Origin of the sequence: Zestomonas insulae, from assembly GCF_016901015.1 — a bacterium.
Classification (GTDB): Bacteria; Pseudomonadota; Gammaproteobacteria; order Pseudomonadales; family Pseudomonadaceae; genus Aquipseudomonas; species Aquipseudomonas insulae.
Map to the genome: position 1 here is coordinate 783,024 of NZ_JAFEUP010000001.1, position 25,930 is coordinate 808,953.

23 protein-coding genes are annotated in these 25,930 nt (G+C 64.4%); 1 reads left to right on the forward strand and 22 read right to left on the reverse strand.

Going from position 1 to position 25,930, the window contains the following annotated elements:
• Positions 1 to 92: 92 nt before the first annotated feature.
• The 6 genes from JQX08_RS03810 to JQX08_RS03835 all read right to left on the reverse strand — a co-directional run bounded on the left by JQX08_RS03810 (position 93) and on the right by JQX08_RS03835 (position 5,101).
• Complete coding sequence (locus tag JQX08_RS03810) at positions 93 to 764, reverse strand: protein-L-isoaspartate(D-aspartate) O-methyltransferase (protein ID WP_430472497.1); 672 nt, start codon at positions 762 to 764, stop codon at positions 93 to 95.
• Complete coding sequence (gene surE, locus JQX08_RS03815; protein ID WP_204914833.1) at positions 764 to 1,513, reverse strand: 5'/3'-nucleotidase SurE; 750 nt, start codon at positions 1,511 to 1,513, stop codon at positions 764 to 766. Before surE ends, JQX08_RS03810 begins: the two co-directional genes overlap by 1 nt.
• Positions 1,501 to 2,559 carry a tRNA pseudouridine(13) synthase TruD gene (gene truD / locus JQX08_RS03820; protein WP_204914835.1) on the reverse strand — a complete coding sequence of 353 codons (1,059 nt, stop codon included), beginning with the start codon at positions 2,557 to 2,559 and terminating at the stop codon, positions 1,501 to 1,503. Before truD ends, surE begins: the two co-directional genes overlap by 13 nt.
• Complete coding sequence (gene ispF, locus JQX08_RS03825) at positions 2,556 to 3,029, reverse strand: 2-C-methyl-D-erythritol 2,4-cyclodiphosphate synthase (RefSeq protein WP_204914837.1); 474 nt, start codon at positions 3,027 to 3,029, stop codon at positions 2,556 to 2,558. Before ispF ends, truD begins: the two co-directional genes overlap by 4 nt.
• A gap of 63 nt (positions 3,030 to 3,092) precedes the next feature.
• Positions 3,093 to 3,935 carry an S-formylglutathione hydrolase gene (gene fghA, locus JQX08_RS03830; RefSeq protein ID WP_204914839.1) on the reverse strand — a complete coding sequence of 281 codons (843 nt, stop codon included), beginning with the start codon at positions 3,933 to 3,935 and terminating at the stop codon, positions 3,093 to 3,095.
• A gap of 53 nt (positions 3,936 to 3,988) precedes the next feature.
• Entirely contained in the window at positions 3,989 to 5,101 is a 1,113-nt protein-coding gene (locus JQX08_RS03835) for an S-(hydroxymethyl)glutathione dehydrogenase/class III alcohol dehydrogenase (RefSeq protein ID WP_204914840.1), read from the reverse strand.
• A gap of 109 nt (positions 5,102 to 5,210) precedes the next feature.
• Here JQX08_RS03835 and JQX08_RS03840 point away from each other — a divergent pair, with 109 nt between their 5' ends.
• Complete coding sequence (locus tag JQX08_RS03840) at positions 5,211 to 6,098, forward strand: LysR family transcriptional regulator (RefSeq protein WP_204914842.1); 888 nt, start codon at positions 5,211 to 5,213, stop codon at positions 6,096 to 6,098.
• Positions 6,099 to 6,102: 4 nt separating this feature from the next.
• On the opposite strand, the gene ispD is transcribed toward JQX08_RS03840, so the two are convergent.
• From ispD to bamA, 16 genes are all read right to left on the reverse strand, one after another.
• Positions 6,103 to 6,813: a 2-C-methyl-D-erythritol 4-phosphate cytidylyltransferase gene (gene ispD, locus JQX08_RS03845; protein WP_204914844.1), complete on the reverse strand. Its 711-nt coding sequence runs from the start codon at positions 6,811 to 6,813 to the stop codon at positions 6,103 to 6,105.
• On the reverse strand, positions 6,810 to 7,088 hold the full coding sequence (gene ftsB, locus JQX08_RS03850) for a cell division protein FtsB (protein WP_430472498.1): 279 nt from the start codon (positions 7,086 to 7,088) through the stop codon (positions 6,810 to 6,812). The genes ispD and ftsB overlap by 4 nt, the downstream gene beginning before the upstream one ends.
• A 59-nt stretch (positions 7,089 to 7,147) precedes the next feature.
• Positions 7,148 to 8,437 (reverse strand): phosphopyruvate hydratase, encoded by a 1,290-nt coding sequence (eno, locus tag JQX08_RS03855; RefSeq protein WP_204914846.1) that lies wholly within the window; start codon positions 8,435 to 8,437, stop codon positions 7,148 to 7,150.
• Positions 8,438 to 8,549: 112 nt separating this feature from the next.
• Positions 8,550 to 9,395 (reverse strand): 3-deoxy-8-phosphooctulonate synthase, encoded by an 846-nt coding sequence (gene kdsA, locus JQX08_RS03860; protein WP_204914848.1) that lies wholly within the window; start codon positions 9,393 to 9,395, stop codon positions 8,550 to 8,552.
• A gap of 4 nt (positions 9,396 to 9,399) precedes the next feature.
• On the reverse strand, positions 9,400 to 11,031 hold the full coding sequence (pyrG, locus tag JQX08_RS03865) for a CTP synthase (protein WP_204914850.1): 1,632 nt from the start codon (positions 11,029 to 11,031) through the stop codon (positions 9,400 to 9,402).
• Between the two features lie 160 nt (positions 11,032 to 11,191).
• Positions 11,192 to 12,508, reverse strand: coding sequence for a tRNA lysidine(34) synthetase TilS (gene tilS / locus JQX08_RS03870; protein ID WP_204914852.1), 1,317 nt, complete (start codon positions 12,506 to 12,508; stop codon positions 11,192 to 11,194).
• A 60-nt stretch (positions 12,509 to 12,568) separates the two neighbouring features.
• Complete coding sequence (locus JQX08_RS03875; RefSeq protein WP_204914854.1) at positions 12,569 to 13,519, reverse strand: acetyl-CoA carboxylase carboxyltransferase subunit alpha; 951 nt, start codon at positions 13,517 to 13,519, stop codon at positions 12,569 to 12,571.
• Between the two features lie 168 nt (positions 13,520 to 13,687).
• A complete protein-coding gene (gene dnaE / locus JQX08_RS03880; protein ID WP_204914856.1) occupies positions 13,688 to 17,212 on the reverse strand; it encodes a DNA polymerase III subunit alpha in 3,525 nt (1,174 codons plus the stop codon).
• 68 nt (positions 17,213 to 17,280) lie between these two features.
• Positions 17,281 to 18,696 (reverse strand): amino acid carrier protein, encoded by a 1,416-nt coding sequence (locus JQX08_RS03885; RefSeq protein WP_204914858.1) that lies wholly within the window; start codon positions 18,694 to 18,696, stop codon positions 17,281 to 17,283.
• 166 nt (positions 18,697 to 18,862) lie between these two features.
• Positions 18,863 to 19,465: a ribonuclease HII gene (gene rnhB / locus JQX08_RS03890; protein ID WP_204914859.1), complete on the reverse strand. Its 603-nt coding sequence runs from the start codon at positions 19,463 to 19,465 to the stop codon at positions 18,863 to 18,865.
• Positions 19,465 to 20,598 carry a lipid-A-disaccharide synthase gene (gene lpxB / locus JQX08_RS03895; protein ID WP_204914861.1) on the reverse strand — a complete coding sequence of 378 codons (1,134 nt, stop codon included), beginning with the start codon at positions 20,596 to 20,598 and terminating at the stop codon, positions 19,465 to 19,467. Before lpxB ends, rnhB begins: the two co-directional genes overlap by 1 nt.
• 4 nt (positions 20,599 to 20,602) lie before the next feature.
• Entirely contained in the window at positions 20,603 to 21,379 is a 777-nt protein-coding gene (gene lpxA, locus JQX08_RS03900; RefSeq protein ID WP_204914862.1) for an acyl-ACP--UDP-N-acetylglucosamine O-acyltransferase, read from the reverse strand.
• Complete coding sequence (gene fabZ, locus JQX08_RS03905) at positions 21,376 to 21,819, reverse strand: 3-hydroxyacyl-ACP dehydratase FabZ (RefSeq protein ID WP_204914863.1); 444 nt, start codon at positions 21,817 to 21,819, stop codon at positions 21,376 to 21,378. Before fabZ ends, lpxA begins: the two co-directional genes overlap by 4 nt.
• Before the next feature lie 48 nt (positions 21,820 to 21,867).
• Positions 21,868 to 22,929 (reverse strand): UDP-3-O-(3-hydroxymyristoyl)glucosamine N-acyltransferase, encoded by a 1,062-nt coding sequence (gene lpxD, locus JQX08_RS03910; RefSeq protein WP_239481957.1) that lies wholly within the window; start codon positions 22,927 to 22,929, stop codon positions 21,868 to 21,870.
• Between the two features lie 2 nt (positions 22,930 to 22,931).
• Positions 22,932 to 23,435, reverse strand: a complete 504-nt coding sequence (locus JQX08_RS03915) for an OmpH family outer membrane protein (protein ID WP_204914864.1) — start codon at positions 23,433 to 23,435, stop codon at positions 22,932 to 22,934.
• A gap of 38 nt (positions 23,436 to 23,473) precedes the next feature.
• Complete coding sequence (gene bamA, locus JQX08_RS03920; RefSeq protein ID WP_204914865.1) at positions 23,474 to 25,882, reverse strand: outer membrane protein assembly factor BamA; 2,409 nt, start codon at positions 25,880 to 25,882, stop codon at positions 23,474 to 23,476.
• Positions 25,883 to 25,930: the final 48 nt, after the last annotated feature.

Below are 25,930 nucleotides of genomic sequence, written 5' to 3' on the forward strand. Positions count from 1 at the left end.
CAGATACAACCGACTGCGGCATGTGCACCACAGCGAAGCGGCGAAGCGCTCACGCATCGGACAAGCTGGAAGATGAAAAGTCACCCGACCAATCAAACGGTCGGGCCTTGCAACAGCGGTACGAAGCGCACTGCATCGAGTACATGGCGCGAGAAACCTTGCTCTTCACGGACGATCAGCTGCAGCTCCTGGACGTCGCCGGCACCCACCGGGATCACCAGACGACCTCCGAGCGCCAACTGATCGAGCAGCGCCTGCGGCACCTCCGCCGCAGCGGCCGTGACGATGATGCCGTTGTACGGCCCCAGCGCGTTCCAACCTTCCCAGCCGTCGCCCCAGCGGAACACCACGTTGCGCAGCTTGAGCTCGATCAGGCGCTCCTTGGCGCGGTCCTGCAGCACCTGGATGCGCTCCACGGAGAACACCCGCTCGACCAGCTGCGCCAGCACTGCGGTCTGATATCCGGAACCGGTGCCGATCTCCAGCACCTTGTCCAGCGGCCCCGCCGCCAGCAGCAGCTCGGTCATGCGCCCGACCATGTAGGGCTGCGAGATCGTCTGGTTGTGGCCGATGGGCAGCGCGGTGTCCTCGTAGGCCCGGTGCGCCAGCGCTTCGTCGACAAACAGGTGACGCGGCGTACGGCGAATCACCTCGAGCACCCGCGCATTCGACAGGCCTTCTTCGTACAGACGCTGGATCAAGCGCTCGCGGGTGCGCTGCGAGGTCATGCCGATGCCCCGGCGCTGCAGATCGTCCTGGCCCATCAGCGCAAACCTCCGAGCCAGGACTCGAGGCTGGGCAGCGCGTCGCTGCAGGTGCGATCGAGCTGAATCGGGGTGATCGACACGTAGCCCTGCATCACCGCATGGAAGTCGGTCCCGGGGCCGCCGTCCTCGGCGTCGCCGGCCACCGAAATCCAGTAGCCTTCCTTACCCCGCGGGTTCACCGATTTGACCGGTGCCGCCGCGCGCGCGCGATGGCCCAGGCGGGTCAGCTGGATGCCTCGGATATGCTCGAGCGGCAGGTTGGGCACGTTCACGTTGAGCACGGTGCGCGGCGGCAAGTCGAGGCGCTCATGCGACTCCACCAGCAGCCGGGCAAAATGTGCCGCAGTCGCCAGGTTGTCCGGCTGACGCGACAACAATGAGAAAGCGAAAGCGGTATGACCGAGGAAGCGCCCCTCCACCGCTGCCGCCACCGTACCTGAGTACAGCACGTCATCGCCCAGGTTGGCCCCCAGATTGATACCGGACACCACCATGTCGGGGGTCTGCTCGAACAAGCCGTTCAGCCCAAGGTGCACGCAGTCGGTCGGCGTGCCGTTGAGGCTGATGAACCCATTGCTCAGGCGCTGCGGATGCAGCGGGCGATCGAGGGTCAGGGAACTGCTGGCGCCGCTCTTGTCCTGATCGGGAGCGACGACCACACACTCGGCATAATCCACAAGCGCAGCATGTAAAGCGGCGAGGCCGGGAGCGTTCACCCCGTCATCGTTGGAAATCAGAATACGCATGAATTATCCGTCTGCCCCGCCGACGGCAGATCGACGAGCTCGCGCACCAGTGCGGTGGCGAAGCATCCGGCCGGCAGGACGAATTCCAGTTGCAACACGTCAGGGTCGGGATAATGCCACGTCAAACCGCCGATGGGGAGGCGCAGGATGCGCCGTTCGTGCGTCATGCCCGCTTCGACCAGCCAGTCGCGCAATGCCGGTTCACTGTCCGCCACCGCCTGCTCTCGCTCGGCGCTGCGCTGCGCCGCCGGCGAGGCACCGGCACCCCACAGCGGGCCGGTAGGATGCAGGTCGAGGATCGCCAAGCGCGGATCGCTGCACTCCGCCTCGCCGGCCGGGAAGAAGCTGCGGCTGTCGGTGAACGCCAGCAGGTCGCCGGGCTGCGCCTGGTTCCAGCTGCCCGCCGCGACCCGCTCGGCAAGCGCGCGGTTGAACAGGTAGCTGCGTGCCGCCGACAGCAGTCGCGAGCGCAGATTGCGCTGCTCCGGCAGCTCACGGCGTTCAGCGAACTGGCGCGCCTCGACCACGTTGCCGCCGCCATGCCCGAAACGCTGCAGGCCGTAGTAGTTGGGGATGCCCTGCTCGCGAATGCGCTGCAGACGCGCCTCCAGCAACTCCTTGTCGGCCTGCAGCTGGGTCAGGCGCAGGGTGAAGCCGTTGGCGGCGTGTGCGCCGCGCTGCAGTTTGCGCTTGTGGCGCACCGCCTTGAGGATCGCCAGGGTCGGCCCCTCGGCAGCCGCGAGGTCGGGATCGGCCTTGCCCGGCAGGTGCAGGCTGAACCACTGGCGGGTCAGCGCCTGACGGTCCTTCAGGCCGGCGTAGCTGATCGCCCGCTGTGGCACGCCGGCGGCGCGGGCCAGGCGGCGCGCCGCTTCCTCGGTATTCAGGCCGCGCTTCTCCACCCACAGCCAGAGGTGCTCGCCCTCACCAGCGAGAGGAATGTCGAGCACTTCGTCGACCTGGAAGTCCTCGGCGGTGGCCTTGAGCACGGCGCGCCCGCAAGGCTCGCCATGGGCGCGCGGGCCCAACAGTTCGAGTTCGTTCATGCGCTGAGCAACAAGGCTATGGCGTGCACCGCAATACCTTCCTCTCGTCCGGTGAAGCCCAGCTTCTCGGTAGTGGTGGCCTTGACGTTGACCGCATCCAGCTCGACCTGCAGGTCGGCGGCGATCCGCGCGCGCATGCTCTCGATATGCGGGGCCATCTTCGGCGCCTGGGCGACGATGGTGGCGTCGACGTTGCCCACTCGCCAGCCTTTGGCCTGCACCAGGTCGAGCACATGGCGCAGCAGCGCGCGGCTGTCGGCGCCCTTGAAGCGCGGATCGGTATCGGGAAAATGCTTGCCGATGTCGCCCAGCGCCGCCGCGCCGAGCAGCGCATCGCTCAGCGCATGCAGCAGCACGTCACCGTCGGAATGCGCGACCAAACCGAACTTGTGGGGAATCTGCACGCCACCGAGGGTGATGAAATCACCGTCGCCGAAGCGGTGCACGTCGTAGCCGTGGCCGATACGCATAGTAAAAACGCCCTGCAAAAGTCAGGGCGTGATTTTACATGGCGAGGGCGGCGCCAGGGCGACTTATGACAGCGCCGCCGCGTGATGGCGCAGGTGATCGTCGATGAAGCTGGCGATGAAGTAGTAGCTGTGGTCGTAACCGGGCTGCAGACGCAGGGTCAGCGGATGCCCGCTCGCCTTGGCCGCGGCCTGCAGCGCTTCGGGCTTGAGCTGGGTGGCGAGGAAGTCGTCGCGGTCACCCTGGTCGACCAGCATCGGCAGCCGCTCACTCGCCTCGGCGAGCAGCAGGCTGGCATCCCATTCGCGCCATTTGCTGCGATCCTCGCCAAGGAAGCGCGAAAAGGCCTTCTCGCCCCAGGGGCACTGAGTGGGATGGCTGATCGGCGCCAGTGCCGACACCGACAGATAGCGTCCGGGGTTGCGCAATGCGCAGACCAGCGCGCCATGGCCGCCCATCGAATGGCCGCTGATGCCGCGGCGCTCGGACACCGGGAAATTCGCCTCGACCAACGCCGGCAGCTCTTCGACCACGTAGTCGTGCATGCGGTAGTGACGCGCCCAAGGCTGCTCGGTGGCGTTCAGGTAGAAGCCGGCACCGAGACCGAAGTCCCAGGCGCCGTCCGGATCACCAGGCACCTCGGCGCCGCGCGGGCTGGTGTCGGGGGCGACGATGACCAGGCCGAGCTCGGCCGCCAGGCGCTGCGCGCCAGCCTTCTGCATGAAATTCTCGTCGCTGCAGGTCAGCCCGGATAGCCAGTACAGCACCGGCAGCTTGGCGCCCTGCTCGATCTGCGGCGGCAGGTAGATGGCGAACACCATGTCGCAGCCGAGCGTCGCGGAACGATGGCGGTAGCGCTTGTGCCAGCCGCCGAAACTCTTGTTGCTGGAAACTATTTCGAGGGACATACAGCCTCCGCGGCGAGTCGGGGTGGCCAGCGCAGCGCTCGCCACCCGACGGCTCAGTAGTGAATGACAGTCCGGATGCTCTTGCCTTCGTGCATCAGCTCGAACGCCTCGTTGATCGCGTCCAGCGGCAGGTTGTGGGTGATGAAGGTGTCCAGCGGGATCTCGCCCTTCTGCGCCTTTTCCACATAGCTCGGCAACTCGGTGCGCCCGCGCACGCCGCCGAAGGCACTGCCACGCCAGACGCGCCCGGTGACCAGCTGGAACGGCCGGGTGCTGATTTCTTCGCCGGCGCCGGCGACGCCGATGATCACCGACTCGCCCCAGCCCTTGTGCGCGCATTCCAGCGCCGCACGCATCAGCTTCACATTGCCGACGCACTCGAAGCTGTAGTCGACGCCGCCGTCGGTCATCTCGACGATGACCTCCTGAATCGGCTTGTCGAAGTCCTGCGGGTTGACGAAGTCGGTGGCGCCCAGCTCGCGGGCCACGTCGAACTTCGCCGGGTTGATGTCGATGGCGATGATCCGCGAAGCCTTGGCCATCTTGGCGCCGATGATTGCCGCCAGGCCGATCCCGCCGAGGCCGAAGATCGCCACCGTGGCGCCCTCTTCCACTTTGGCGGTGTTCAGCACCGCACCGATGCCGGTGGTGACGCCACAGCCGAGCAGGCAGACCTTCTCCAGCGGCGCGTCCTTGGGAATCTTGGCCAGGGAGATTTCCGGCAGCACGGTGTACTCGGAGAACGTCGAGCAGCCCATGTAGTGGTAGATCGGCTGGCCATTGTAGGAGAAGCGCGTGGTGCCGTCCGGCATCAGGCCTTTGCCCTGGGTGGCGCGGACTTTCTGGCAGAGGTTGGTCTTGCCCGACTTGCAGAACTTGCACTCGCGACATTCGGCCGTGTACAGCGGAATCACGTGGTCGCCGACCGCCACCGAGGTCACGCCCTCACCCACCGCCTCGACGATACCGCCGCCTTCGTGACCGAGGATCGACGGGAACACGCCCTCGGAATCGGCACCGGACAAGGTGTAGGCGTCGGTGTGGCACACCCCGGTGGCGACGATGCGCACCAGCACTTCGCCGGCCTGGGGCGGCGCGACGTCCACTTCGACAATCTGCAACGGCTGGTTCGGCGCAAAGGCCACGGCGGCGCGGGACTTGATCATGTTCATCTCCGGTGTGCGGATGGAAAAATGCTGCGCAGAGTGTAGTTCCCGGACTTCTGGTAAATAATCAGCCGCAAAGCAAAACATTATTGCCATGCAGGGATAATCAATGAACCAGTGGGAAGGTCTCGACGAGTTCGTCGCGGTGGCCGAGACCGGCCAGTTCACCGCCGGCGCCGAGCGCCTCGGCCTGTCGTCATCGCAGGTCAGCCGCCAGGTGGCACGCCTGGAAGAGCGGCTGCAGACCCGCCTGTTCTACCGCAGCACGCGCAAGGTGGCGCTGACCGAGGCCGGGCAGACCTTCCTGCAGCATTGCCAACGCTTGCTCGATGCCCGCGAGGAGGCGCTGCGCGCGATCAGCGACCTGGCCGGTGAACCCAAGGGTCTACTGCGCATGACCTGCGCGGTGGCCTACGGCGAGCGCTTCATCGTGCCGCTGGTAAATCAGTTCATGGCCCGCCACCCGCAACTGCGGGTGGACATCGAACTGAGCAACCGCCCGCTCGACCTGGTCCACGAGGGCCTGGATCTGGCCATTCGTCTCGGCCGCCTGCAGGATTCGCGACTGATCGCCAGCCGCCTGGCACCACGGGTGATGTACCTGTGCGCGGCGCCCGGCTACCTGGAACGCTACGGCCGGCCGCACAGCCTGTCGGAACTCAGCCGGCACAACTGCCTGGTGGGCAGCTCCGATCAGTGGGCGTTTCAGCAGGAAGGTCGCGAGGTGTCGCAACGGGTCCAGGGCAATTGGCGCTGCAACAGCGGCGAGGCAGTGCTGGACGCCGCGCTGCGTGGCTTCGGCCTGTGCCAGTTGCCGGACTACTACGTACTGGAACATCTGCGCAGCGGCGCGCTGGTGTCGCTACTGGAACAGCATCAGCCGCCGAACACCGCGGTCTGGGCGCTGTATCCGCAGCAACGCCATCTGTCGCCAAAGGTCAGGCAGCTGGTGGATTGTCTGAAGGCCGGCCTCGCCGAACGGCCGGAGTACCGCTAGCGGCTCAGCGCTTGGCGGACCAGCGCTGGCGCAGCCAGTCGAGGTCCTCCGGGCGGGTGACCTTGAGGTTGTCGGCACGCCCCTCGATCAGGCGCGGCGCCTGGCCGGCCCACTCCAGTGCGGAGGCCTCGTCGGTGATCGCCACGTCCGCCACCAAGGCATCGGCGAGCGCCCGGTACAAGGCGCCGAAGCGGAACATCTGCGGCGTGTAGGCCTGCCAGATCACGCTGCGATCGACGGTCTCGGCCACCCGGCCATCGGCGCGGGCGCGCTTCAGGGTGTCTTTCGCCGGCACCGCGAGGAGTCCACCAACCGGGTCGTTAGCCAGCTCGCTGAGCAGGCGGTCGAGGTCGAAGGACGACAGGTTGGGCCGCGCCGCGTCGTGCACCAGCACCCAATCGTGGCTTTGCGCGCCCAACTCTTCCAGGCGCAGCAAGGCATTGAGCACCGAGTCGGCGCGCTCGCGGCCGCCGTCCACGCGTTCGATGCGGATGTCGCCGGCACACGCGAGAGTCGGCCAGAAGGGATCATCGACTGCCAGGCTGACCACCAAGCGCTTGAGTCGTGGGTGATCGAGAAAGCAATCGAGGGTGTGTTCGAGAATGGTCCGCCCGGAAAGCTCCAGGTACTGTTTGGGTCGGTCAGCGCGCATGCGCGAGCCCACACCAGCGGCGGGAATCACCGCCCAAAATTCGGGCAGGGAGAGCGTACTCATTCGGTGATCTGGTACAGGGTCTCGCCGTCCTTGACCATGCCCAGTTCGTGGCGGGCGCGCTCTTCGACGGTTTCGGTACCCTTTTTCAGCTCCATGACTTCCGCTTCGAGAATGCGGTTGCGTTCCAGCAGGCGCTCATTCTCGCCCTGCTGTTCGGCGATCTGCCGCTTCAGGCTGCCGACCTGGGCCAGGCTGCCATCGCCCACCCAGAGACGGTACTGCAATCCGGCCAAGGCCAGGATCAGCACGACGAACAACCAGTAAGGACTACGCATGGAGACGGACATATCCATAGAAAAAGGGCAGCTTGCGCTGCCCTTTTACCATTCCCGGCTTAGCCGCGGAACTCGGCACGGCCACGATAGGGTGCCTTTCCGCCCAATTGCTCTTCGATACGCAGCAGTTGGTTGTACTTGGACACGCGGTCGGAGCGGCACAGCGAACCGGTCTTGATCTGCCCAGCAGCGGTACCCACCGCCAGGTCGGCGATGGTGCTGTCTTCGGTTTCACCGGAACGGTGCGAAATCACCGCGGTGTAGCCAGCGGCCTTGGCCATCTGGATGGCTTCCAGAGTCTCGGTCAGCGAGCCGATCTGGTTGAACTTGATCAGGATCGAGTTGCCGATCGACTCGTCGATGCCGCGCTTGAGGATCTTGGTGTTGGTGACGAACAGGTCGTCACCGACCAGCTGGACCTTCTCGCCGATCTTGTCGGTGAGCACTTTCCAGCCCGCCCAGTCGGACTCGTCCATGCCGTCTTCGATGGAGATGATCGGGTAGCGCTGGGTCAGACCGGCCAGGTAGTCGGCGAAACCTTCGGCGCTGAACACTTTGCCTTCGCCGGCCAGGTCGTACTGGCCGTCTTCGAAGAATTCGGAGGAAGCGCAGTCCAGCGCCAGGGTCACGTCGCTGCCCAGCTTGTAACCGGCGTTGGCCACGGCTTCGGCGATGGCAGCCAGGGCGTCTTCGTTGGAGGCCAGGTTCGGCGCGAAGCCGCCTTCGTCACCGACCGAGGTGCTCAGGCCACGAGCCTTCAGCACGGCTTTCAGGTGATGGAAGATCTCGGTGCCCATGCGAAGCGCATCGGAGAAGGTCTTGGCGCCAACCGGCTGAACCATGAACTCTTGGATGTCGACGTTGTTATCGGCGTGCTCGCCGCCGTTGATGATGTTCATCATCGGCACCGGCATGGAGTACTGGCCCGGAGTGCCGTTCAGGTCGGCGATGTGCGCGTACAGCGGCACACCCTTGGCCTGCGCAGCGGCCTTGGCGGCGGCCAGGGACACGGCGAGGATGGCGTTGGCGCCCAGTTTGCCTTTGTTCTCGGTGCCGTCCAGGTCGATCATCGCCAGGTCGAGGGACTTTTGCTCGCAGGCATCTTTGCCCAGCAGCAGGTCACGGATCGGGCCGTTGATGTTGGCCACGGCCTTCAGGACGCCCTTGCCCAGGTAACGGCTCTTGTCGCCATCACGCAGTTCCAGCGCTTCGCGCGAACCGGTGGAAGCACCGGACGGCGCACAGGCGCTGCCGATGATGCCGTTTTCGAGGATTACATCGGCTTCTACAGTGGGGTTACCACGGGAGTCGAGAACCTCACGGCCCTTGATGTCGACGATCTTTGCCATTGTTGTTAGCACTCCAAAGTTGACGAAAAAGCAGCAGCCCTAGGCGGGCGCACGGATTCTGACCAGGCAGTCAATTCGTGTCCGTGCGGCACTTTACCGGAGAAATGCCTGCTCAGGCAGTCTCAATCGGCGGAAAACTCTTGACCAGTTCGTCCAGCTGTTTGAGCTGGGCGAGGAACGGCTCCAGCTTGTCCAGACGCAGCGCGCACGGGCCGTCGCACTTGGCGTTATCCGGGTCCGGATGCGCTTCGAGGAACAGTCCGGCGAGGCCCTGGCTCATGCCGGCCTTGGCCAGATCGGTGACCTGGGCGCGACGGCCGCCAGCGGAGTCGGCACGCCCGCCTGGCATCTGCAGGGCATGGGTGACGTCGAAGAACACCGGGTACTCGAACTGCTTGAGGATGCCGAAGCCCAGCATGTCGACGACCAGGTTGTTGTAGCCGAACGATGAGCCGCGTTCGCAGAGGATCAGCTGATCGTTACCAGCCTCCTCGCACTTGGTCAGGATGTGCTTCATCTCCTGCGGCGCGAGGAACTGGGCCTTCTTGATGTTGATCACCGCACCGGTCTTGGCCATCGCCACGACCAGGTCGGTCTGCCGCGAGAGGAATGCCGGCAGCTGGATGATGTCGCAGACTTCGGCGACCGGCGCAGCCTGATACGGCTCGTGCACGTCGGTGATCACCGGTACGCCGAAGGTCTTCTTCACTTCCTCGAAAATCTTCATGCCCTCGTCCAGGCCCGGGCCACGGAACGAGGTGATCGAGGAGCGGTTGGCCTTGTCGAAGCTGGCCTTGAACACGTAGGGGATGCCGAGTTTCTCGGTGACCCGCACGTACTCTTCGCAGACTTTCAGCGCCAGGTCACGCGACTCCAGCACATTCATGCCGCCAAACAGCACGAACGGCTTGTCGTTGGCGATCTCGATGTCGCCAACGCGGATGATCTTCTGTGCCATGCGCTTAGGCCTTCTTCGCTTTCTGCGCCAGGGCGGCGTTGACGAAGCCACTGAACAGCGGGTGGCCGTCACGCGGGGTCGAAGTGAACTCGGGGTGGAACTGGCAAGCCACGAACCACGGGTGATCCGGCGCCTCGACCACTTCCACCAGCGCGCCGTCACCGGAGCGACCGGTGACCTTCAGGCCAGCGGCCTTCAGTTCCGGCAGCAGGTTGTTGTTAACCTCGTAGCGATGGCGGTGGCGCTCGACGATCACGTCCTTGCCGTAGCAGTCGTGCACCAGCGAACCGGCTTCCAGCTGGCACTCCTGCGCACCCAGGCGCATGGTGCCGCCCAGATCGGAGGTCTCGGTACGCACTTCGGTGGTGCCGGCGGCATCCTGCCACTCGGTGATCAGGCCGATGACCGGGTGATCGCTGTGCAGGTCGAACTCGGTGGAGTTGGCCGCGGACCAGCCGAGCACATTGCGTGCGTACTCGATGACCGCCACCTGCATGCCCAGGCAGATGCCCAGGTAGGGAATCTTGTTCTCACGGGCGTACTGCACGGTCTTGATCTTGCCTTCCACGCCGCGCAGACCGAAGCCGCCGGGTACCAGAATCGCGTCGACGCCTTCCAGCAGCGCGGTGCCCTGGTTCTCGATGTCTTCCGAATCGATGTAGCGGATGCTCACCTTGGTGCGGTTCTGGATACCGGCGTGACTCATCGCTTCGATCAGCGATTTGTAGGCGTCCAGCAGCTCCATGTACTTGCCGACCATGGCGATGGTGATTTCTTTCTCCGGGTTGAGCTTGGCATCGACCACGCGATCCCATTCGGAGAGATCGGCCGGGCCGCATTCCAGACCAAAGCGCTCGACGACGAAATCGTCCAGGCCTTGGGCGTGCAGCACCGACGGAATCTTGTAGATGGTGTCGACGTCTTCCAGACCGATCACCGCGCGCTCTTCAACGTTGGTGAACAGGGCGATCTTACGGCGCGAGGACAGGTCGACCTCGTGGTCGGAACGGCAGATCAGCACGTCCGGCTGCAGACCGATGGAGCGTAGCTCCTTCACCGAGTGTTGGGTCGGCTTGGTCTTGGTCTCGCCAGCGGTGGCGATGTACGGCACCAGGGTCAGGTGCATCAGCATGGCGCGCTTGGCGCCGACTTCCACCCGCAGCTGACGGATCGCCTCGAGGAAGGGTTGCGACTCGATGTCACCGACCGTGCCGCCGATCTCCACCAGGGCCACGTCGGCATCGCCGGCGCCCTTGATGATGCGACGCTTGATCTCGTCGGTGATGTGCGGAATGACCTGGATGGTCGCGCCCAGGTAGTCACCACGGCGCTCCTTGCGCAGCACGTCGGCGTAGACGCGGCCGGTGGTGAAGTTGTTGTCCTGGGTCATGGTGGTGCGGATGAAGCGCTCGTAGTGCCCCAGGTCGAGGTCGGTCTCAGCGCCGTCCTTGGTGACGAAGACTTCGCCATGCTGGAACGGGCTCATGGTGCCCGGATCGACGTTGATGTAGGGGTCGAGCTTGAGCATCGTGACCTTCAGGCCCCGCGCCTCCAGGATGGCCGCCAAAGAAGCCGAGGCGATGCCTTTCCCCAATGAAGAAACAACACCGCCCGTGACGAAGATATAGCGCGTCATGAAGAACCCTAGAAGTCAGCGTTTAGGCGGTCGGCGCCGCCGGAGATGCGAAGGAAGGCCAGAGCCTGCCCACTACCTTTGAAAATGCAAGCACCGCCGATTCCGAGGGAATCAGCGAAGGCTTTGTTAGACGGGAGCGTAGTCTACGGCAAAGGCGCTTTCAGCTCAAACCTTGGTCATTCGTCGGTACCTGCCAGAGCAGTCGATAGTCGCCCTCCCCGGCCTGCTTGAGCTGCGGTAGGTTGGCCACGGCGAGCAGCTGATCACCGCGGTAGAGCAGCGGCAGATGCCCGCGCAGGAATGCCGGTACCGCCGCTTCGTTGAGCAGGCGCTTGAGGTCGCGCGTGCCGCGCCCGGCTAGTGTCAGCGCCTCGCCGCCCTGCCGATAGCGCACCTGCAACGCGCCAGGCGGCACCTCGCCAAGGAGATGCAGACGGCCGTTGCCCGGCAGCGGCAAGGTTTCGGCGGGCTGCGTCCAGACGGGCGGCGTAGCCGGCGCCTGCAACCAGTCACCACTCAGCCACCACAACCGACCAGCGGCACGGTGCAGTTCGCCCTGCGCCAGGCGCCACAGCGGCCGGGCATCCGCACCGGCGTCACGCAACGCCTCCCAGCCGGCCCAGTGCGCGCTGTCCGGCAGCAAGGTGCGCCCGGCCAGCCAGTGCCGCAACGCATTGCGCTGGCGCGCCGGTGACAGCTGCGTCAGCGGCGCGAGGGCCAGCGACGGCAGCGTCAGCCAGTCCAGCCCGGCAGGGCCTTGCGCGGCGGCAAGATCACTTTCCGCCAACTCATCGAGCAGGCCCTGCGCCTCACGCAGGTGGTCGGCGGCGCGCGCCAGATTGGCCTGTACCTGCGGCCAGTGCGCTTGCAGGCGCGGCACGACCTCGTGGCGCAGGTAGTTGCGGGCCAAGCGGGTATCGCGATTGGACGGGTCCTCGACCCACTCCAACCCCGCCTCGCGTGCATAGCGCTCCAGTTCGATGCGCGAGCAGCCCAACAAAGGCCGCACCAGGCTGCCGAGCTGCAGCGGGCGCTGCACCGCCATGCCCGCCAGGCCGCGCACGCCGGCGCCGCGCAGCAGACGAAACAGCAGGGTTTCCGCCTGATCATCGCGATGCTGCCCGGTCAACAGCACCTCCTCGCGGGCCAGGCACGCCGCCAAGGCGGCATAACGTGCCTCGCGCGCGGCGCGCTCCAGGCTGGCGCCGGCCTCGACGCGCACCCGGAGCACCTGCAACGGCACGCCGAGGGCGTCGCACAGATTCTGGCAATGCGCCGGCCAGGAATCGGCGGCGGCCTGCAGGCCGTGATGGACATGCAGGGCGCTGAGCGGCGGAAGCGCATGCTCACGGGCCAGGCCGGCCAGCAGGTGCAGAAGCACCGTGGAGTCGAGACCGCCGGACAGCGCGACGCGCCACGCCGGCGCGTCATGCCAGGGCGCCAGGGCTTGCAGCAGGCGGGTTGAGAGGTCGTTCATCGGCCAAGCTTAAAACAACAACGGGCCCGCAGGCCCGTTGTCTTGTAGCGCAGACGTGGATCAGGCCACGCCATAGCTCATCAGGCGCTCGTAGCGGCGCGCCAGCAGCTTGTCGGCATCCAGCTTGCGCAGGCCGGCCAGCTGGCTGATCAGCGCTTCGCGCACCGAGGCCGCCATCGCCGCGTGGTCGCTGTGCGCGCCACCCAGCGGCTCGCCGATCACCTGGTCGACGATACCGAGGTCCTTCAGGCGCTCGGCGGTGATGCCCATCGCCTCGGCGGCCTCCGGAGCCTTGTCGGAAGTGCGCCAGAGGATCGAGGCACAGCCTTCCGGCGAGATCACCGCGTAGGTCGAGTACTGCAGCATGTTCAGCTGGTCGCAGACACCGATGGCCAGTGCGCCGCCAGAGCCGCCCTCGCCGATCACCGTGGCGATGATCGGGGTCTTCAGGCGCGCCATCACCCGCAGGTTCCAGGCAATCGCCTCGCTCTGGTTACGCTCCTCGGCATCGATACCCGGGTAGGCACCCGGGGTGTCGATGAAGGTGAGGATCGGCAGCTTGAAGCGTTCGGCCATTTCCATCAGGCGGCAGGCCTTGCGGTAGCCTTCCGGACGCGGCATGCCGAAGTTGCGACGCACCTTCTCGCGCACTTCGCGGCCCTTCTGGTGACCGATGACCATCACCGGCTGGCCATCCAGACGGGCGACGCCACCGACGATCGCGGCATCGTCGGAGAAATGCCGGTCACCGTGCAGCTCTTCGAACTCGGTGAAGATGTGCTGCAGGTAGTCGAGGGTGTACGGCCGGCGCGGATGGCGGGCCAACTTGGCGATCTGCCAACTGGTGAGATTGCCGAAGATGCTCTCGGTGAGCGACTTGCTCTTGTCCTGCAGACGAGAGATCTCGTCGCTGATGTTCAGAGAGTTGTCGTTGCCGACCAGGCGCAACTCTTCGATCTTGGCTTGCAGGTCGGCGATCGGCTGTTCGAAATCGAGGAAGTTCGGGTTCATAGGCATCCGTCTTGCGTCGACGGCCAGGCGGCCGGGCGGCTGATTCCGTTGAGCGCCTTACCTTACGGGACAGGCGCATTCAGGTCGAGACTCAATCGGGCAACTGGCGATTTTCGCCGCCAGCCGCCGGAATTTCGCATCCGATAGCGGAACGTTGGCCGTCCGTTATCAGCGGTAGTGGAGAAAGACGTTGTCTCGCCCGAACTGGTCACGCAGCGCTTGAATCAAAGTGTCGGCCGGATCGATGCGCCAGGCCTCGCCGAACTGCAGCACGGCCTTGGCTTCGCAGCCGGTGTAGTCCAAGGTCAGCGGGCAGGCGCCGCGATGACGGCTGCACAGCTCGCCCAGCCAGCGCAGACGATCGCCTTTCAGCGCGTCGGCTCGCACCCGCAGGCGCAGGCTTTCGGCCAGGCCGGTGCGCGCCTCTTCCAGGCTCATCACGCGCTTGGCGCGCAGGCGCAGGCCGCCGGAGAAGTCGTCGTTGCTGACCTCGCCTTCGACCACCACCATTGCGTCGTTCTGCAGCAACGCCTGGTTGCTGGCGAACGCCTCGGCGAACAGCGACGCCTCGATGCGCCCGGAACGGTCGTCGAGGGTGATGAAGCCCATCTTGTCGCCCTTCTTGTTCTTCATCACCCGCAGGTTGACGATCAGCCCGGCGACCGTCTGGGTGTCGCGCGCCGGCTTCAGCTCGACGATGCGCTGCCGGGCGAAGCGGCGCACCTCGCCCTCGTACTCGTCGATCGGGTGACCGGTGAGGTACAGGCCAAGGGTGTCCTTCTCGCCTTTCAGGCGCTCTTTCAGCGACAGCTCGCGGGCGTTGCGGTGGTTGGCGTAGACGTCGGCCTCAGGCTCGGCGAACAGCCCGCCGAACAGGTCCATGTGACCGCTGTCGTGGCTGCGCGCGGTCTGCTCGGCGGCCTGCACCGCCTCCTCCATCGCCGCCAACAGCACGGCGCGGTTGCGGTCGACGTTGGCCTGGTAAGCCTTGACCTCATCGTGAAAGTACGGCCCCAGGCGATCCAGCGCGCCGCCGCGGATCAGCGCCTCGAGGGTGCGCTTGTTGATGCGTTTGAGATCGACGCGATTGCAGAAGTCGAACAGGTCCTTGAACGGACCGCCTTCGCTGCGGCACTCGACGATGGCCTCCACCGGCCCCTCGCCGACGCCCTTGATCGCGCCGAGGCCATAGACGATGCGCCCGTCGGCATCGACGGTGAACTTGAACTCGGAGTTGTTCACGTCCGGCGCGAGGATGCGCAGCTTCATGCTGCGGCACTCCTCGATCAGCGTCACGACCTTCTCGGTGTTGTGCATATCCGCCGACAGCACGGCGGCCATGAACGGCGACGGGAAGTGGGTCTTCAGCCAGGCGGTCTGGTAGGAGACCAGGCCGTAGGCGGCCGAGTGCGACTTGTTGAAGCCGTAGCCGGCGAACTTTTCCACCAGGTCGAAGATGTTGCCGGCGAGGTCGCCATCGATGCCGTTGCTGGCGCAGCCTTCAATGAAGCCGCCGCGTTGCTTGGCCATTTCCTCGGGCTTCTTCTTACCCATGGCGCGACGCAGCATGTCGGCGCCGCCCAGGGTGTAGCCGGCCATCACCTGGGCGATCTGCATCACCTGTTCCTGGTACAGGATGATCCCGTAGGTCGGCGCCAGCACCGGCTTGAGGCCTTCGTACTGGTAGTCGGGGTGCGGATAAGCCAGCTCGGCGCGGCCGTGCTTGCGGTTGATGAAGTCGTCGACCATGCCCGACTGCAGCGGGCCGGGACGGAACAGCGCCACCAGGGCGATGAGGTCTTCCAGGCAGTCCGGCTTGAGCTTCTTGATCAGCTCCTTCATGCCGCGCGATTCAAGCTGGAACACCGCAGTGGTCTCGGCCTTCTGCAGCAGCTGGTAGGTCGGCTTGTCGTCCAGCGGGATGAAGTCGATGTTCAGGTCCGGCAGGCCCTGCTTGGCCTGCTCGCGGTTGATGGTCTCCATCGCCCACTTGATGATGGTCAGGGTGCGGAGGCCGAGGAAGTCGAACTTGACCAGGCCCGCCGCCTCGACGTCATCCTTGTCGAACTGGGTGACCAGGCCGGCACCCTCTTCATCGCAGGCGATCGGCGAGAAGTCGGTGAGCTTGGTCGGCGCGATCACCACGCCCCCCGCGTGCTTGCCGGTACCGCGGGTGATGCCCTCGAGCTTGAGCGACATTTCCCAGATTTCCGCGGCCTCTTCGTCGGTCTTGAGGAAGTCGCGCAGCGGTTCCTCCATCTCGAAGGCCTTCTCCAGGGTCATGCCGACCTCGAAGGGGATCATCTTTGACAGACGGTCGGCCAGGCCGTAGGACTTGCCCTGCACCCGCGCCACGTCGCGCACCACCGCCTTGGCCGCCATGGTGCCGAAGGTGATGATCTGGCTCACCGCATTGCGCCCGTAGGCCTCGGCCACGTAGTCGATCACCCGGTCGCGGCCGTCCATGCAGAAGTCGACGTCGAAGTCGGGCATGGAGATCCGTTCCGGGTTGAGGAAACGTTCGAACAGCAGGTCGTAGGCCAGCGGGTCGAGGTCGGTGATCTTCAGCACGTAGGCGACCAGCGAGCCGGCGCCCGACCCCCGGCCGGGGCCGACCGGCACGCCGTTGTTCTTCGCCCATTTGATGAAGTCCATCACGATGAGGAAGTAACCGGGGAAGCCCATCTGGATGATGATGTCGAGTTCGAAGTTGAGGCGATCGATGTAGATCTGCCGCTTCTCTTCGTAGTTGGGCGTGGTGTCCTGCGGCCAGAGTACCGCCAGGCGCTCTTCCAGGCCTTCGAAGGACACGTGGCGCAGGTAGTCGTCGATGCCCATGCCATTCGGCGTGGGGAAGTCAGGCAGGAAGTATTTACCCAGCTGCACTTCGATGTTGCAGCGCTTGGCGATCTCGACGGTGTTTTCCAGCGCCTCGGGCAGGTCACTGAACAGCTCCCACATTTCCTCGGGGCTCTTCAGGTACTGCTGGTCGGAATAGTTGCGCGGACGCCGCGGGTCATCGAGGGCGCGCCCTTCGCCGATGCACACGCGCGTCTCGTGGGCCTCGAAGTCGCCCTGCTTGAGGAAGCGCACGTCGTTGGTCGCCACCAGCGCGCCGCCACAACGACCGGCCAGCGCCACGGCGGCGTGCAGGTGCTCTTCGTCGCCCGGCCGACTGGTGCGCTGCACCTCGAGGTAGAAGCGCCCAGGGAACACCGCTTGCCACTCGGCCAGCAGCGCCTCGGCGGCGGCCGCATCGCCGCTGAGCAGGGCATGGCCGATCTCGCCTTCCTTGGAGCCGGACAGCGCGATCAGGCCGTCGGCGGCCTGTTTGACCCAGGCGCGCTCGATGATCACCAGGTCATTGCGCTGGCCATCGGTCCAGCCGCGCGAGATCAGTTCGGTGAGGTTGCGGTAGCCCTGGGCATTCATCGCCAGCAGAGTCAGGCGGCTCAGCGGGCCATCCTCGTCTTCGCTGGCCAGCCAGATGTCGGCGCCACAGATCGGCTTGATGCCGCCGCCCATGGCGGTCTTGTAGAACTTCACCAGCGAGCACATGTTGCTCTGGTCGGTCACCGCCACCGCCGGCATCCCCGCCGCGGCCACCGACTTGACCAGCGGTTTGACCCGCACCAGGCCGTCGACCAGGGAGAACTCGGTGTGCAGACGCAGGTGAACGAAGGAAACGGCCATGGTGATCCTATGCGAGACGCAAAAACGACAAGGCCCGGATTGTACCGGGCCCTGATCGAAACGACAGCTCAGCGCGTCTTATCGTCCCAGATTCCCGGCTCGAGCTTGGCCTGCACCTCCGGGTACTGACTGGCATCGAAGGTCGGCAGCTTGCCGGCGCGGCGCTGGGCGTTGTAGTCCTTGGCCAGCTTGATCGCCAGATTGGACAGCAGCAGGATCGCGATCAGGTTGGTGATCGCCATCAGACCCATCGACACGTCGGCGAGGTTCCACACGAATGGCAGCGACGCCATCGCGCCGAACATCACCATCGCCAGCACCACGAGGCGGAAGATCAGCAGGCCGGCCGGATGGTTGTGCTCGAGGAACACCAGGCAGTTCTCGGCATAGAAGTAGTTGGCGACGATCGAGGTGAAGGCAAAGAACAGGATGATCACCGCGAGGAAATACTTGCCCCAGTCACCGACCTGGCTGGTCAGGGCGTTCTGCACCAGCAGGATGCCCTCGCCCGGCTGCGGCCCGGCGAGCAGGATGATCGCCGCCGAGGCGGTGCAGATCAGCAGCGTGTCAATGAACACCCCGGCCATCTGCACATAGCCCTGCGAGGCCGGGTGCGGCGGATAGGGAGTGGCCGAGGCCGCGGCGTTGGGCGCCGAGCCCATGCCCGCCTCGTTGGAGAACAGGCCACGCTTGAAGCCGTTCATGATCGCCGCGGCGACGCCGCCGGCCGCCGCCTCGTGCCAACCGAACGCGCTCTTGACGATCAGGGCGAGGACGCCGGGCAGCGCGCTGAAGTTGGCGACGATCAACCCGAGCGCCACCAGCAGGTAGGCGACGGCCATGAACGGCACCGCCAGCTCGGAGAAGCGCGCGATCGAACGCAGTCCACCGAAGATGATCAGCGCGGTAATGATCACCAGGGCAATGCCAGACAGCCACAACGGCACGTCGAACGCCCCGAGCAGCGCGCCGCTGATGGTGTTGGCCTGTACCGAGTTGAACACGAAGCCGAACGCGAGAATCAGGAACAGGCAAAACAACACGCCCAGCCAGCGCGCGCCCAAGCCCTTTTCCATGTAGTAGGCCGGGCCGCCGCGGTACTGGCCCTTGTCATCGCGGACCTTGAACAGCTGCGCCAGGGTCGCCTCGACGAAGCCGGTGGCCATGCCGACCAGCGCGATCACCCACATCCAGAAAATTGCCCCGGGCCCGCCCAGGGTGATCGCCACCGCCACACCGGCCACGTTGCCGGTGCCGACCCGCGCCGCCAGCGAGGTACACAGCGCCTGGAACGAGGAAATGCCGGACGCGTCGGACTGCCGGCTGCCCTTCAGCACGCTGAAGGTGTGGCCGAAATGGCGCAACTGGATCGCGCCCAGGCGCAGGGTGAAGTACAAACCGGCCCCAACCAGCAGCCAGATCAGGATCTTGCCCCAGATCAGGCCATTGAGCAGGTCGACAATTGACGTAGCGAAGTTGCTCACGAGGACTCCCTGTCGCGTTAGCAGGTGAACGGCTCAGTCCAGACGCAGAGCGCAGGAACCCGGCGCCGCACAAGGCTGACCCCAGTGAGTGTAGGCAAACGTGACGGACGAATTGTCGATCAGCCCGCCGCGCCCCGAATTGATCTGGCGCAAGGCGGACTGTGGCTCAGGCCTGGTCTTCGAGCAGACGCCGGACCGGCGCAAAGGAGCGCCGATGGATCGGCGTGGGACCGAGGCGCTGCAGCGCCTCGAGGTGCATCGGCGTGGGATAGCCCTTGTGCACAGCCAGGCCGTAGCCGGGATAGAGAACATCCAGCGCCTGCATTTCGCGGTCGCGGCTGACCTTGGCGAGAATCGACGCGGCAGCAATCGCCGGCACTCGGGCATCGCCCTGCACCACTGGCGCGCTCGGCACCTTGAGCTTGGGGCAGCGATTGCCATCGATCAACGCCAGCCTGGGAGTGACCTGCAAGCCCTCCACGGCACGCTGCATGGCGAGCATGGTGGCGTGGAGGATGTTCAGCTGGTCGATCTCTTCGACCTCGGCGCGGGCGATGCACCAGGCCAGAGCCTTCTCCTGGATCTCGTCGAACAGGCTGTCGCGGCGAGCTTCGCTGAGTTTCTTCGAATCGTTGAGACCACGGATCGGCCGCAACGGATCGAGGATCACCGCGGCGGTAACCACCGCACCACACAATGGCCCGCGCCCGACCTCATCGACACCAGCGACCAGCTCTTCGACCAAACTGAAATCCAGACCCAGCTGCATCAGTTGCGCTCCAGCAGAGCGAGCACGCCGGTCGCCGCGCTTTGCGAAGCGCCCTGGCGCAGGGTGCGGTGGATCGCATCGAAGCCTTCGGTCTGCGCCACGCCGTTGTCGAGCAGCGGCAGCAGGGTCTGTGCCAGGGCCTCAGGGGTCGCGGCGTCCTGAATCAGCTCGGGCACCAACAGGCGCTGAGCCAGCAGGTTCGGCAGGGAAATGTAGGGACTCTTCACCAGCCGGCGCAGGATGCGGTAGGTCAGCGGCGCCAGCTTGTAGGCGACGACCATCGGCCGCTTGTACAGCAGCGCCTCGAGCGTCGCGGTACCCGAGGCGATCAGCACCGCGTCACAGGCGGCCAGGGCGGTGTGCGAGCGACCGTCGAGCAGGCTCAACGGCAGGTCGCGTCCGGCCAGCAACGCCTCCAGCTGCGCACGCCGCTCGGCACTGGCGCACGGCAGCACGAAACGGATGCCTGGGCGCAATTCGCGCAGGCGCTGCGCGGCGTCGAGAAACAGGCTGCCGAGCTTGGCGACCTCGCCCCCGCGACTGCCGGGCATCAAGGCGACCACCGGCCCTACCGGGGGCAGATCAAGCTCGGCGCGCGCCGCCGCGCGATCGGCTTCGAGCGGGATGGTGTCCGCCAGCGAGTGGCCGACAAAGCGCACCGGCACGCCATGCTCGGTGTAGAACTGTGCCTCGAAGGGAAACAGCGTGAGCATCAGGTCGCAGGCGTCGCGAATCTTCAGCACGCGTTTCTGCCGCCAGGCCCAGACCGAGGGACTGACGTAGTGCACCGTCTTGATCCCGGCACGGCGCAGTTTGAACTCAAGGCCCAGGTTGAAATCCGGCGCGTCGATGCCGATGAACACATCCGGCTGCGCGGCGATCAGCGTCTGTACCAGGCGCTTGCGCCGGGACAGCAGCTCGGGCAATCGGCCGAGCACTTCGACCAACCCCATGACCGCCAGGCGCTCCATCGGAAAGTAGGGCTGCAGGCCTTCAGCCTGCATCAACGGCCCGCCGACCCCGATGAACTCGATGTCAGGGCGCTGCTGCTTGAGGGCCTGCATCAGGCCGGCGCCCAGGATGTCACCGGACGCTTCGCCGGCAACCAGGGCAATACGTTGGGGACGAGTCATGGGCTCAGCGCGTGATGCCGCGCGAAGAGGCCTGGATGGACTCGATGAACACCGCAACTTCAGGGTACTGCGCGGCCGACTCGGCGAGTTCGGCGAGCGCCTTGTCGACGGTCAGGCCCTGGCGGTATACCACCTTGTAGGCGCGGCGCAGCGCTTGAATGGCTTCTTCGCTGAAGCCGCGCCGACGCATGCCTTCGAAGTTCATGCTGCGCGCTTCTGCGGGGTTGCCGAACACGGTGACGTACGCCGGCACGTCCTTGCCGATAGCGGTGCCCATGCCGGAGAAACTGTGCGCACCGATGCGGCAGAACTGATGCACCAGGGTGTAGCCAGAAAGAATCGCCCAGTCATCGACGTGCACATGACCGGCCAGCGCGGTGTTGTTCACCAGGATGCAGTGATTGCCGATCACGCTGTCGTGGCCGATATGCGCGTAGGCCATGATCAGGTTGTGATCGCCGAGGGTGGTTTCCGCACGGTCCTGCACGGTGCCGCGATGGATGGTGACACCCTCGCGAATGACGTTGTGATCGCCGATCACCAGGCGCGTGGCTTCACCCTTGTACTTCAGGTCCGGCGTATCTTCGCCGACCGAGGAAAACTGGAAAATGCGGTTGTGCTTGCCAATCCGCGTCGGCCCCTTGAGCACCACGTGCGGGCCGATCACCGTACCCTCGCCTATTTCCACATCAGCGCCAATGATCGACCAGGGGCCGACTTCGACGTCATCCGCCAGCTTCGCTGATGGATCGATGATCGCGCGAGGGTCAATCAAACTCATAGTTTGCGTTCCGCACAGGTGATTTCCGCCGAGCAGACTTCCTTGCCATCGACACTGGCGCGGCACTCGAACTTCCAGATGCTGCGCTTGCTGCTCAGGAAACGGGCCTCAAGGATCAGCTGGTCACCCGGCAGTACCGGCTGGCGGAAGCGCAGCTTGTCGGAGCCGACGAAGTAGTACAGGGTGCCATCGGCCGGCTTCACGTCGAGCATCTTGAAACCGAGGATACCGGCTGCCTGCGCCATCGCTTCAATAATCAGCACGCCCGGCATGATCGGATGCTCAGGGAAGTGGCCGTTGAAGAAGGGCTCGTTGATGCTGACATTCTTATACGCGCGAATGGTCTTGCCTTCAGCGACATCCAGCTCGACGACGCGATCCACCAGCAGGAACGGGTAGCGGTGCGGCAGATATTCGCGGATTTCGTTAATGTCCATCATGTTCGGGGAAGCCTGTAGTCGAGAAAAAAGACACGCGCGAGCCGCGTGTCAGGCATCAGATGAAGCATCCCCGGCCGAGGTCACGGCGGCTAGGCGCTTTTCCAGTGTTTGCAGGCGACGCGCCATATCGTCCAGCTGACGGAAGCGTGCCGCGCTCTTCTTCCACTCCCCCGCGGTCTGCATGGCAGTCCCGGAAGAGTAGGCGCCCGGTTCGGTGATCGAGCGAGTGACCATGGTCATGCCGGTGACGAAGACGCCATCGCAGATTTCGATATGACCGACCAGACCGACACCACCGGCCAGCATGCAGTGCTTGCCGATCTTGGCGCTGCCGGAAATGCCGACGCAGCCGGCCATGGCCGTGTGATCACCGACCTGCACGTTGTGTGCGATCATGATCTGGTTGTCCAGCTTGACGCCATTGCCGATCACGGTGTCGGCCAGCGCCCCGCGATCAATGGTGGTGTTCGAGCCGATTTCGACGTCATCGCCAATGGTGACCCCACCGATCTGCGCGATCTTCTGCCAGACACCTCTCTCGTTGGCGAAGCCGAAGCCCTCGCCACCGATCACCGCGCCGGACTGAATGGACACCCGCTGGCCGATGGTAACGTCGTGGTATAGGGTCACCCGCGGGGCCAGCCAGCCGCCATCGCCGATCACCGTGCGCGCGCCGATGAAGCACTGTGCTCCGATGGTCACCCCGGCGCCAATCCGCGCACCACTTTCGATGACCGCATGGGGCCCGACACTCGCGGTCGGATCCAGCAGCGCGTCGGCGGCAATCACCGCAGTGGGGTGCACCTGACCGGCGACCGCTTGCGGTTTGGGATCGAAGAGATGGGAGATACGTGCATAGGCCAGATACGGGTCGGCCACCAGCAGCGCATCGCCGGCGTAGCCTTCCGCATCCTTGGCCGTTAACAGCACCGCGCCGGCCTGCGTGGTGGCGAGAAAGCGACGGTACTGCGGATTGGCCAGAAAACTGAGTTGCTCCGGACCGGCTTCGTGCAGGGTCGCCAAGCCGGTGATCCGCTTGTTCTCGGCGCCACGTAGCGTAGCGCCGAGACGCTCGGCCAACTGACCGAGGGTCAACGCAGGAGCCGTCATGATCAGCGCAGCTTGTTCATGCGCTCGATGACTTGGCGAGTGATGTCGAACTGAGGTTTGACATCGACCACCGCGCCGCGCTCGAGCACCAGATCAAAACCGCCGCTCTTGATGACTTCCTCGACGGCCTTGTCCAGGTTCGGCTTGAGCTTCTTCAGCATGTCACGGTCAGCCACGGCTTTGGCTTCGTTCAGCTCCTTGGACTGGAACTGAAAGTCGCGGGCCTTTTGCTTGAATTCGAGCTCAAGGCGCTCGCGTTCTGCCTGGGCCATCTTGTCGCCGCCCTTCACCAGACGATCCTGGATGCTCTTGGCGTCGCTTTCCAGGGTCTTCAGCTTGCTCAACTGCGGGCCGAACTTCTTCTCGGCATCCACGGCGTAACGTTTGGCGGCGTCCGACTCGAGCAGCGCCATTTGATAATTGAGCACGGCAATCTTCATATCCGCGAAAGCGGGCGACGCCACGCAGACCGCTGCCAGCAAAATCAGTTGAGTCAACTTACGCACGATGCACTCCTGCAGACACTTATGTCGTTATCAAATAATCAGAAAGTCTGACCGAGGGAGAACTGGAAGACCTGGGTATCGGCATCTTCCGGTTTCTTGATCGGCATACCCAAGCTGAAGCTCAACGGGCCCAGTGCAGTGATCCAGGTCAGGCCGACACCCACGGAGCTGGCCAGGTTGTTGAAATCGATATCGCAGGCCGAGTCGTTGACCGGATTCTTTTTCTGGCTGGACGAGCAGCTGGTGTCAAACACGTTGCCGACGTCCCAGAACAACACGGTGCGCAGCTGACGCTGGTCCTTCACGAATGGCAGCGGGAACAGGTACTCCACCCCACCCTGGATCATCACGTTACCACCGAATGGCAGCGGGTCCTGATCCGGATCGGTAAAGCGCCCATCCGCGCCCACGGTGCCGTCGGTAATGATTGCACCGGTGGAGGTGGTCGCCACGCTCGGGGTACTGCGCGGGCCAAGACTGCTGTCTTCGAAACCACGTACCGAGTTGAAACCACCGGCGTAGTAGTGCTCGTAGAACGGCAGCTCGGAGGTCGAACCATAGCTGTCGCCATAGCCAAGCTCGGTATGGAAACGCAGCGCCGTTTGCTGAGTCAGCGGCTTGAAGACCTGACCGCGGTAATCGAGCTTGTAGAACGACAGGTCGCTACCCGGGATGGTCGATTCCAGCACCAGGCTTTGCGAATGCCCGCGGTTCGCCAACACACCCTTGTTCAGGGTGGACTCCGACCAGCCGACCGACGCTTTGAAGTTCAGGTAGCTGTCGCCTTCCTGATCAATGAAATCCATGATCTCGTCGACGGTGTAGACACCGGTATTGATGTCGTCCTGCTGCGCAGTCAGGCCGAAGGTCAGGCGCGAGGTCTCGCTGATCGGATAACCGATGCTCATGCCGAAACCGTAGCTGTCCACCGCGTAGCTGGATACGTCGACGTCCAGCTCGTCGTAGTCAGTGGTGCGGAAGAAGGCGTTGTAGCCGAGGCTGACGCCGTCGACGGTCCAGTAGGGGTCCACGAAACCGAAGCTGTAGCGACTCTGGTACTCACTGCGGGTCAGACCGATGCTGACCTTGTTACCAGTACCGAGGAAGTTGTTCTGGCTGATCGAGCCACCAAGGATCAGACCGGCGTTCTGCGCAAAGCCGACGCTGGCGGTGATCGAGCCAGACGGCTGCTCTTCCACCGTGTAGTTCACATCCACCTGGTCGTCGGTGCCGGCCACTTGCGGGGTTTCGACATTGACTTCCTTGAAGTAGCCCAGGCGCTCCAGGCGCGTTTTGGACTGGTCGATCAGGTAGGTCGAGGCCCAGCCACCTTCCATCTGGCGCATCTCACGACGCAGGACTTCGTCTTCCGTCTTGGTGTTGCCACGGAAATTGATGCGATTGACGTAGGCGCGCTTGCCCGGATCGACGACGAAGGTAATGGACACGGTGTGGTCATCGTCGTGCGCTTCCGGCACGCCGTTGACGTTAGCGAAGGTGTAGCCCTCGTTACCCAGGCGACGAGTGATCAACTCGGAGGTGGTGGTCATGACCTTGCGCGAGAAAACCTGACCCTGCTGGACCAGCAGCAGTTTCTTGACTTCCTCTTCCGGCACCTTCAGGTCACCGGACAGCTTGACGTCACGCACCGTGTACTTCTGCCCCTCGTCGACGTTGACGGTGATGTACACGTGCTTTTTGTCGGGGGTAATGGATACCTGGGTCGAGGAGATATCCATGTTGATGTAGCCGCGATCGAGGTAGTAAGAGCGCAGGCGCTCCAAGTCACCGGACAGCTTTTCGCGAGCGTACTTGTCGTCGTTCTTGAAGAACGACAGCCAGTTGGTGGTCTTCAGCTCGAACAGATCGACCAGATCCTGCTCCGGAAACACCGTATTGCCGACCACGTTGATGTGCTGAATGGCCGCCACGGTGCCTTCGTTGATGGTGATCTTCAGCGCCACGCGGTTGCGCGGCTGCGGCACTACTTCAGTTTCGATCTGCGCCGAGTAGCGGCCTTGCGCGACGTACTGGCGCTGCAGCTCGTTGCGTACGCCTTCGAGGGTCGCACGCTGGAAGATTTCGCCTTCAGACAGACCGGACTGATTCAGCCCTTTCATCAGGTCTTCAGTCGTGATCGCCTTGTTGCCTTCGATCTCGATGCTGGAAATCGACGGGCGCTCGACTACGTTGATCACGAGAACGTTGCCCTCGCGGCCCAGCTGGATGTCCTGAAAGAAACCGGTCTTGAACAGCGAGCGTGTCGCCTCGACCAACTCGCGGTCGTCAGCTTGGTCGCCGACATTGAGCGGCAGCGCGCCGAACACGCTGCCCGCGGAAACTCGCTGCAGGCCGTTAACGCGGATATCGGAAATGGTGAAGGACTCAGCGTGAACTTCGGCGATCATCAACATGGCAAGCGCCACAGGTAGCAGCAGACGTTTCATGAAGTCCTTTCTTATTCCAACTGGCGATAAAAAAATCTGCCGCCTAGG

Bases quoted from the DNA above. Each gene is read 5' to 3' on its own strand.
- JQX08_RS03810 (WP_430472497.1), bottom strand. From the start codon at position 764: ATGGGCCAGGACGATCTGCAGCGCCGGGGCATCGGCATGACCTCGCAG.
- surE (WP_204914833.1), bottom strand. From the start codon at position 1,513: ATGCGTATTCTGATTTCCAACGATGACGGGGTGAACGCTCCCGGCCTC.
- truD (WP_204914835.1), bottom strand. From the start codon at position 2,559: ATGAACGAACTCGAACTGTTGGGCCCGCGCGCCCATGGCGAGCCTTGC.
- ispF (WP_204914837.1), bottom strand. From the start codon at position 3,029: ATGCGTATCGGCCACGGCTACGACGTGCACCGCTTCGGCGACGGTGAT.
- fghA (WP_204914839.1), bottom strand. From the start codon at position 3,935: ATGTCCCTCGAAATAGTTTCCAGCAACAAGAGTTTCGGCGGCTGGCAC.
- JQX08_RS03835 (WP_204914840.1), bottom strand. From the start codon at position 5,101: ATGATCAAGTCCCGCGCCGCCGTGGCCTTTGCGCCGAACCAGCCGTTG.
- JQX08_RS03840 (WP_204914842.1), top strand. From the start codon at position 5,211: ATGAACCAGTGGGAAGGTCTCGACGAGTTCGTCGCGGTGGCCGAGACC.
- ispD (WP_204914844.1), bottom strand. From the start codon at position 6,813: ATGAGTACGCTCTCCCTGCCCGAATTTTGGGCGGTGATTCCCGCCGCT.
- ftsB (WP_430472498.1), bottom strand. From the start codon at position 7,088: ATGCGTAGTCCTTACTGGTTGTTCGTCGTGCTGATCCTGGCCTTGGCC.
- eno (WP_204914846.1), bottom strand. From the start codon at position 8,437: ATGGCAAAGATCGTCGACATCAAGGGCCGTGAGGTTCTCGACTCCCGT.
- kdsA (WP_204914848.1), bottom strand. From the start codon at position 9,395: ATGGCACAGAAGATCATCCGCGTTGGCGACATCGAGATCGCCAACGAC.
- pyrG (WP_204914850.1), bottom strand. From the start codon at position 11,031: ATGACGCGCTATATCTTCGTCACGGGCGGTGTTGTTTCTTCATTGGGG.
- tilS (WP_204914852.1), bottom strand. From the start codon at position 12,508: ATGAACGACCTCTCAACCCGCCTGCTGCAAGCCCTGGCGCCCTGGCAT.
- JQX08_RS03875 (WP_204914854.1), bottom strand. From the start codon at position 13,519: ATGAACCCGAACTTCCTCGATTTCGAACAGCCGATCGCCGACCTGCAA.
- dnaE (WP_204914856.1), bottom strand. From the start codon at position 17,212: ATGGCCGTTTCCTTCGTTCACCTGCGTCTGCACACCGAGTTCTCCCTG.
- rnhB (WP_204914859.1), bottom strand. From the start codon at position 19,465: ATGCAGCTGGGTCTGGATTTCAGTTTGGTCGAAGAGCTGGTCGCTGGT.
- lpxB (WP_204914861.1), bottom strand. From the start codon at position 20,598: ATGACTCGTCCCCAACGTATTGCCCTGGTTGCCGGCGAAGCGTCCGGT.
- lpxA (WP_204914862.1), bottom strand. From the start codon at position 21,379: ATGAGTTTGATTGACCCTCGCGCGATCATCGATCCATCAGCGAAGCTG.
- fabZ (WP_204914863.1), bottom strand. From the start codon at position 21,819: ATGATGGACATTAACGAAATCCGCGAATATCTGCCGCACCGCTACCCG.
- lpxD (WP_239481957.1), bottom strand. From the start codon at position 22,929: ATGACGGCTCCTGCGTTGACCCTCGGTCAGTTGGCCGAGCGTCTCGGC.
- bamA (WP_204914865.1), bottom strand. From the start codon at position 25,882: ATGAAACGTCTGCTGCTACCTGTGGCGCTTGCCATGTTGATGATCGCC.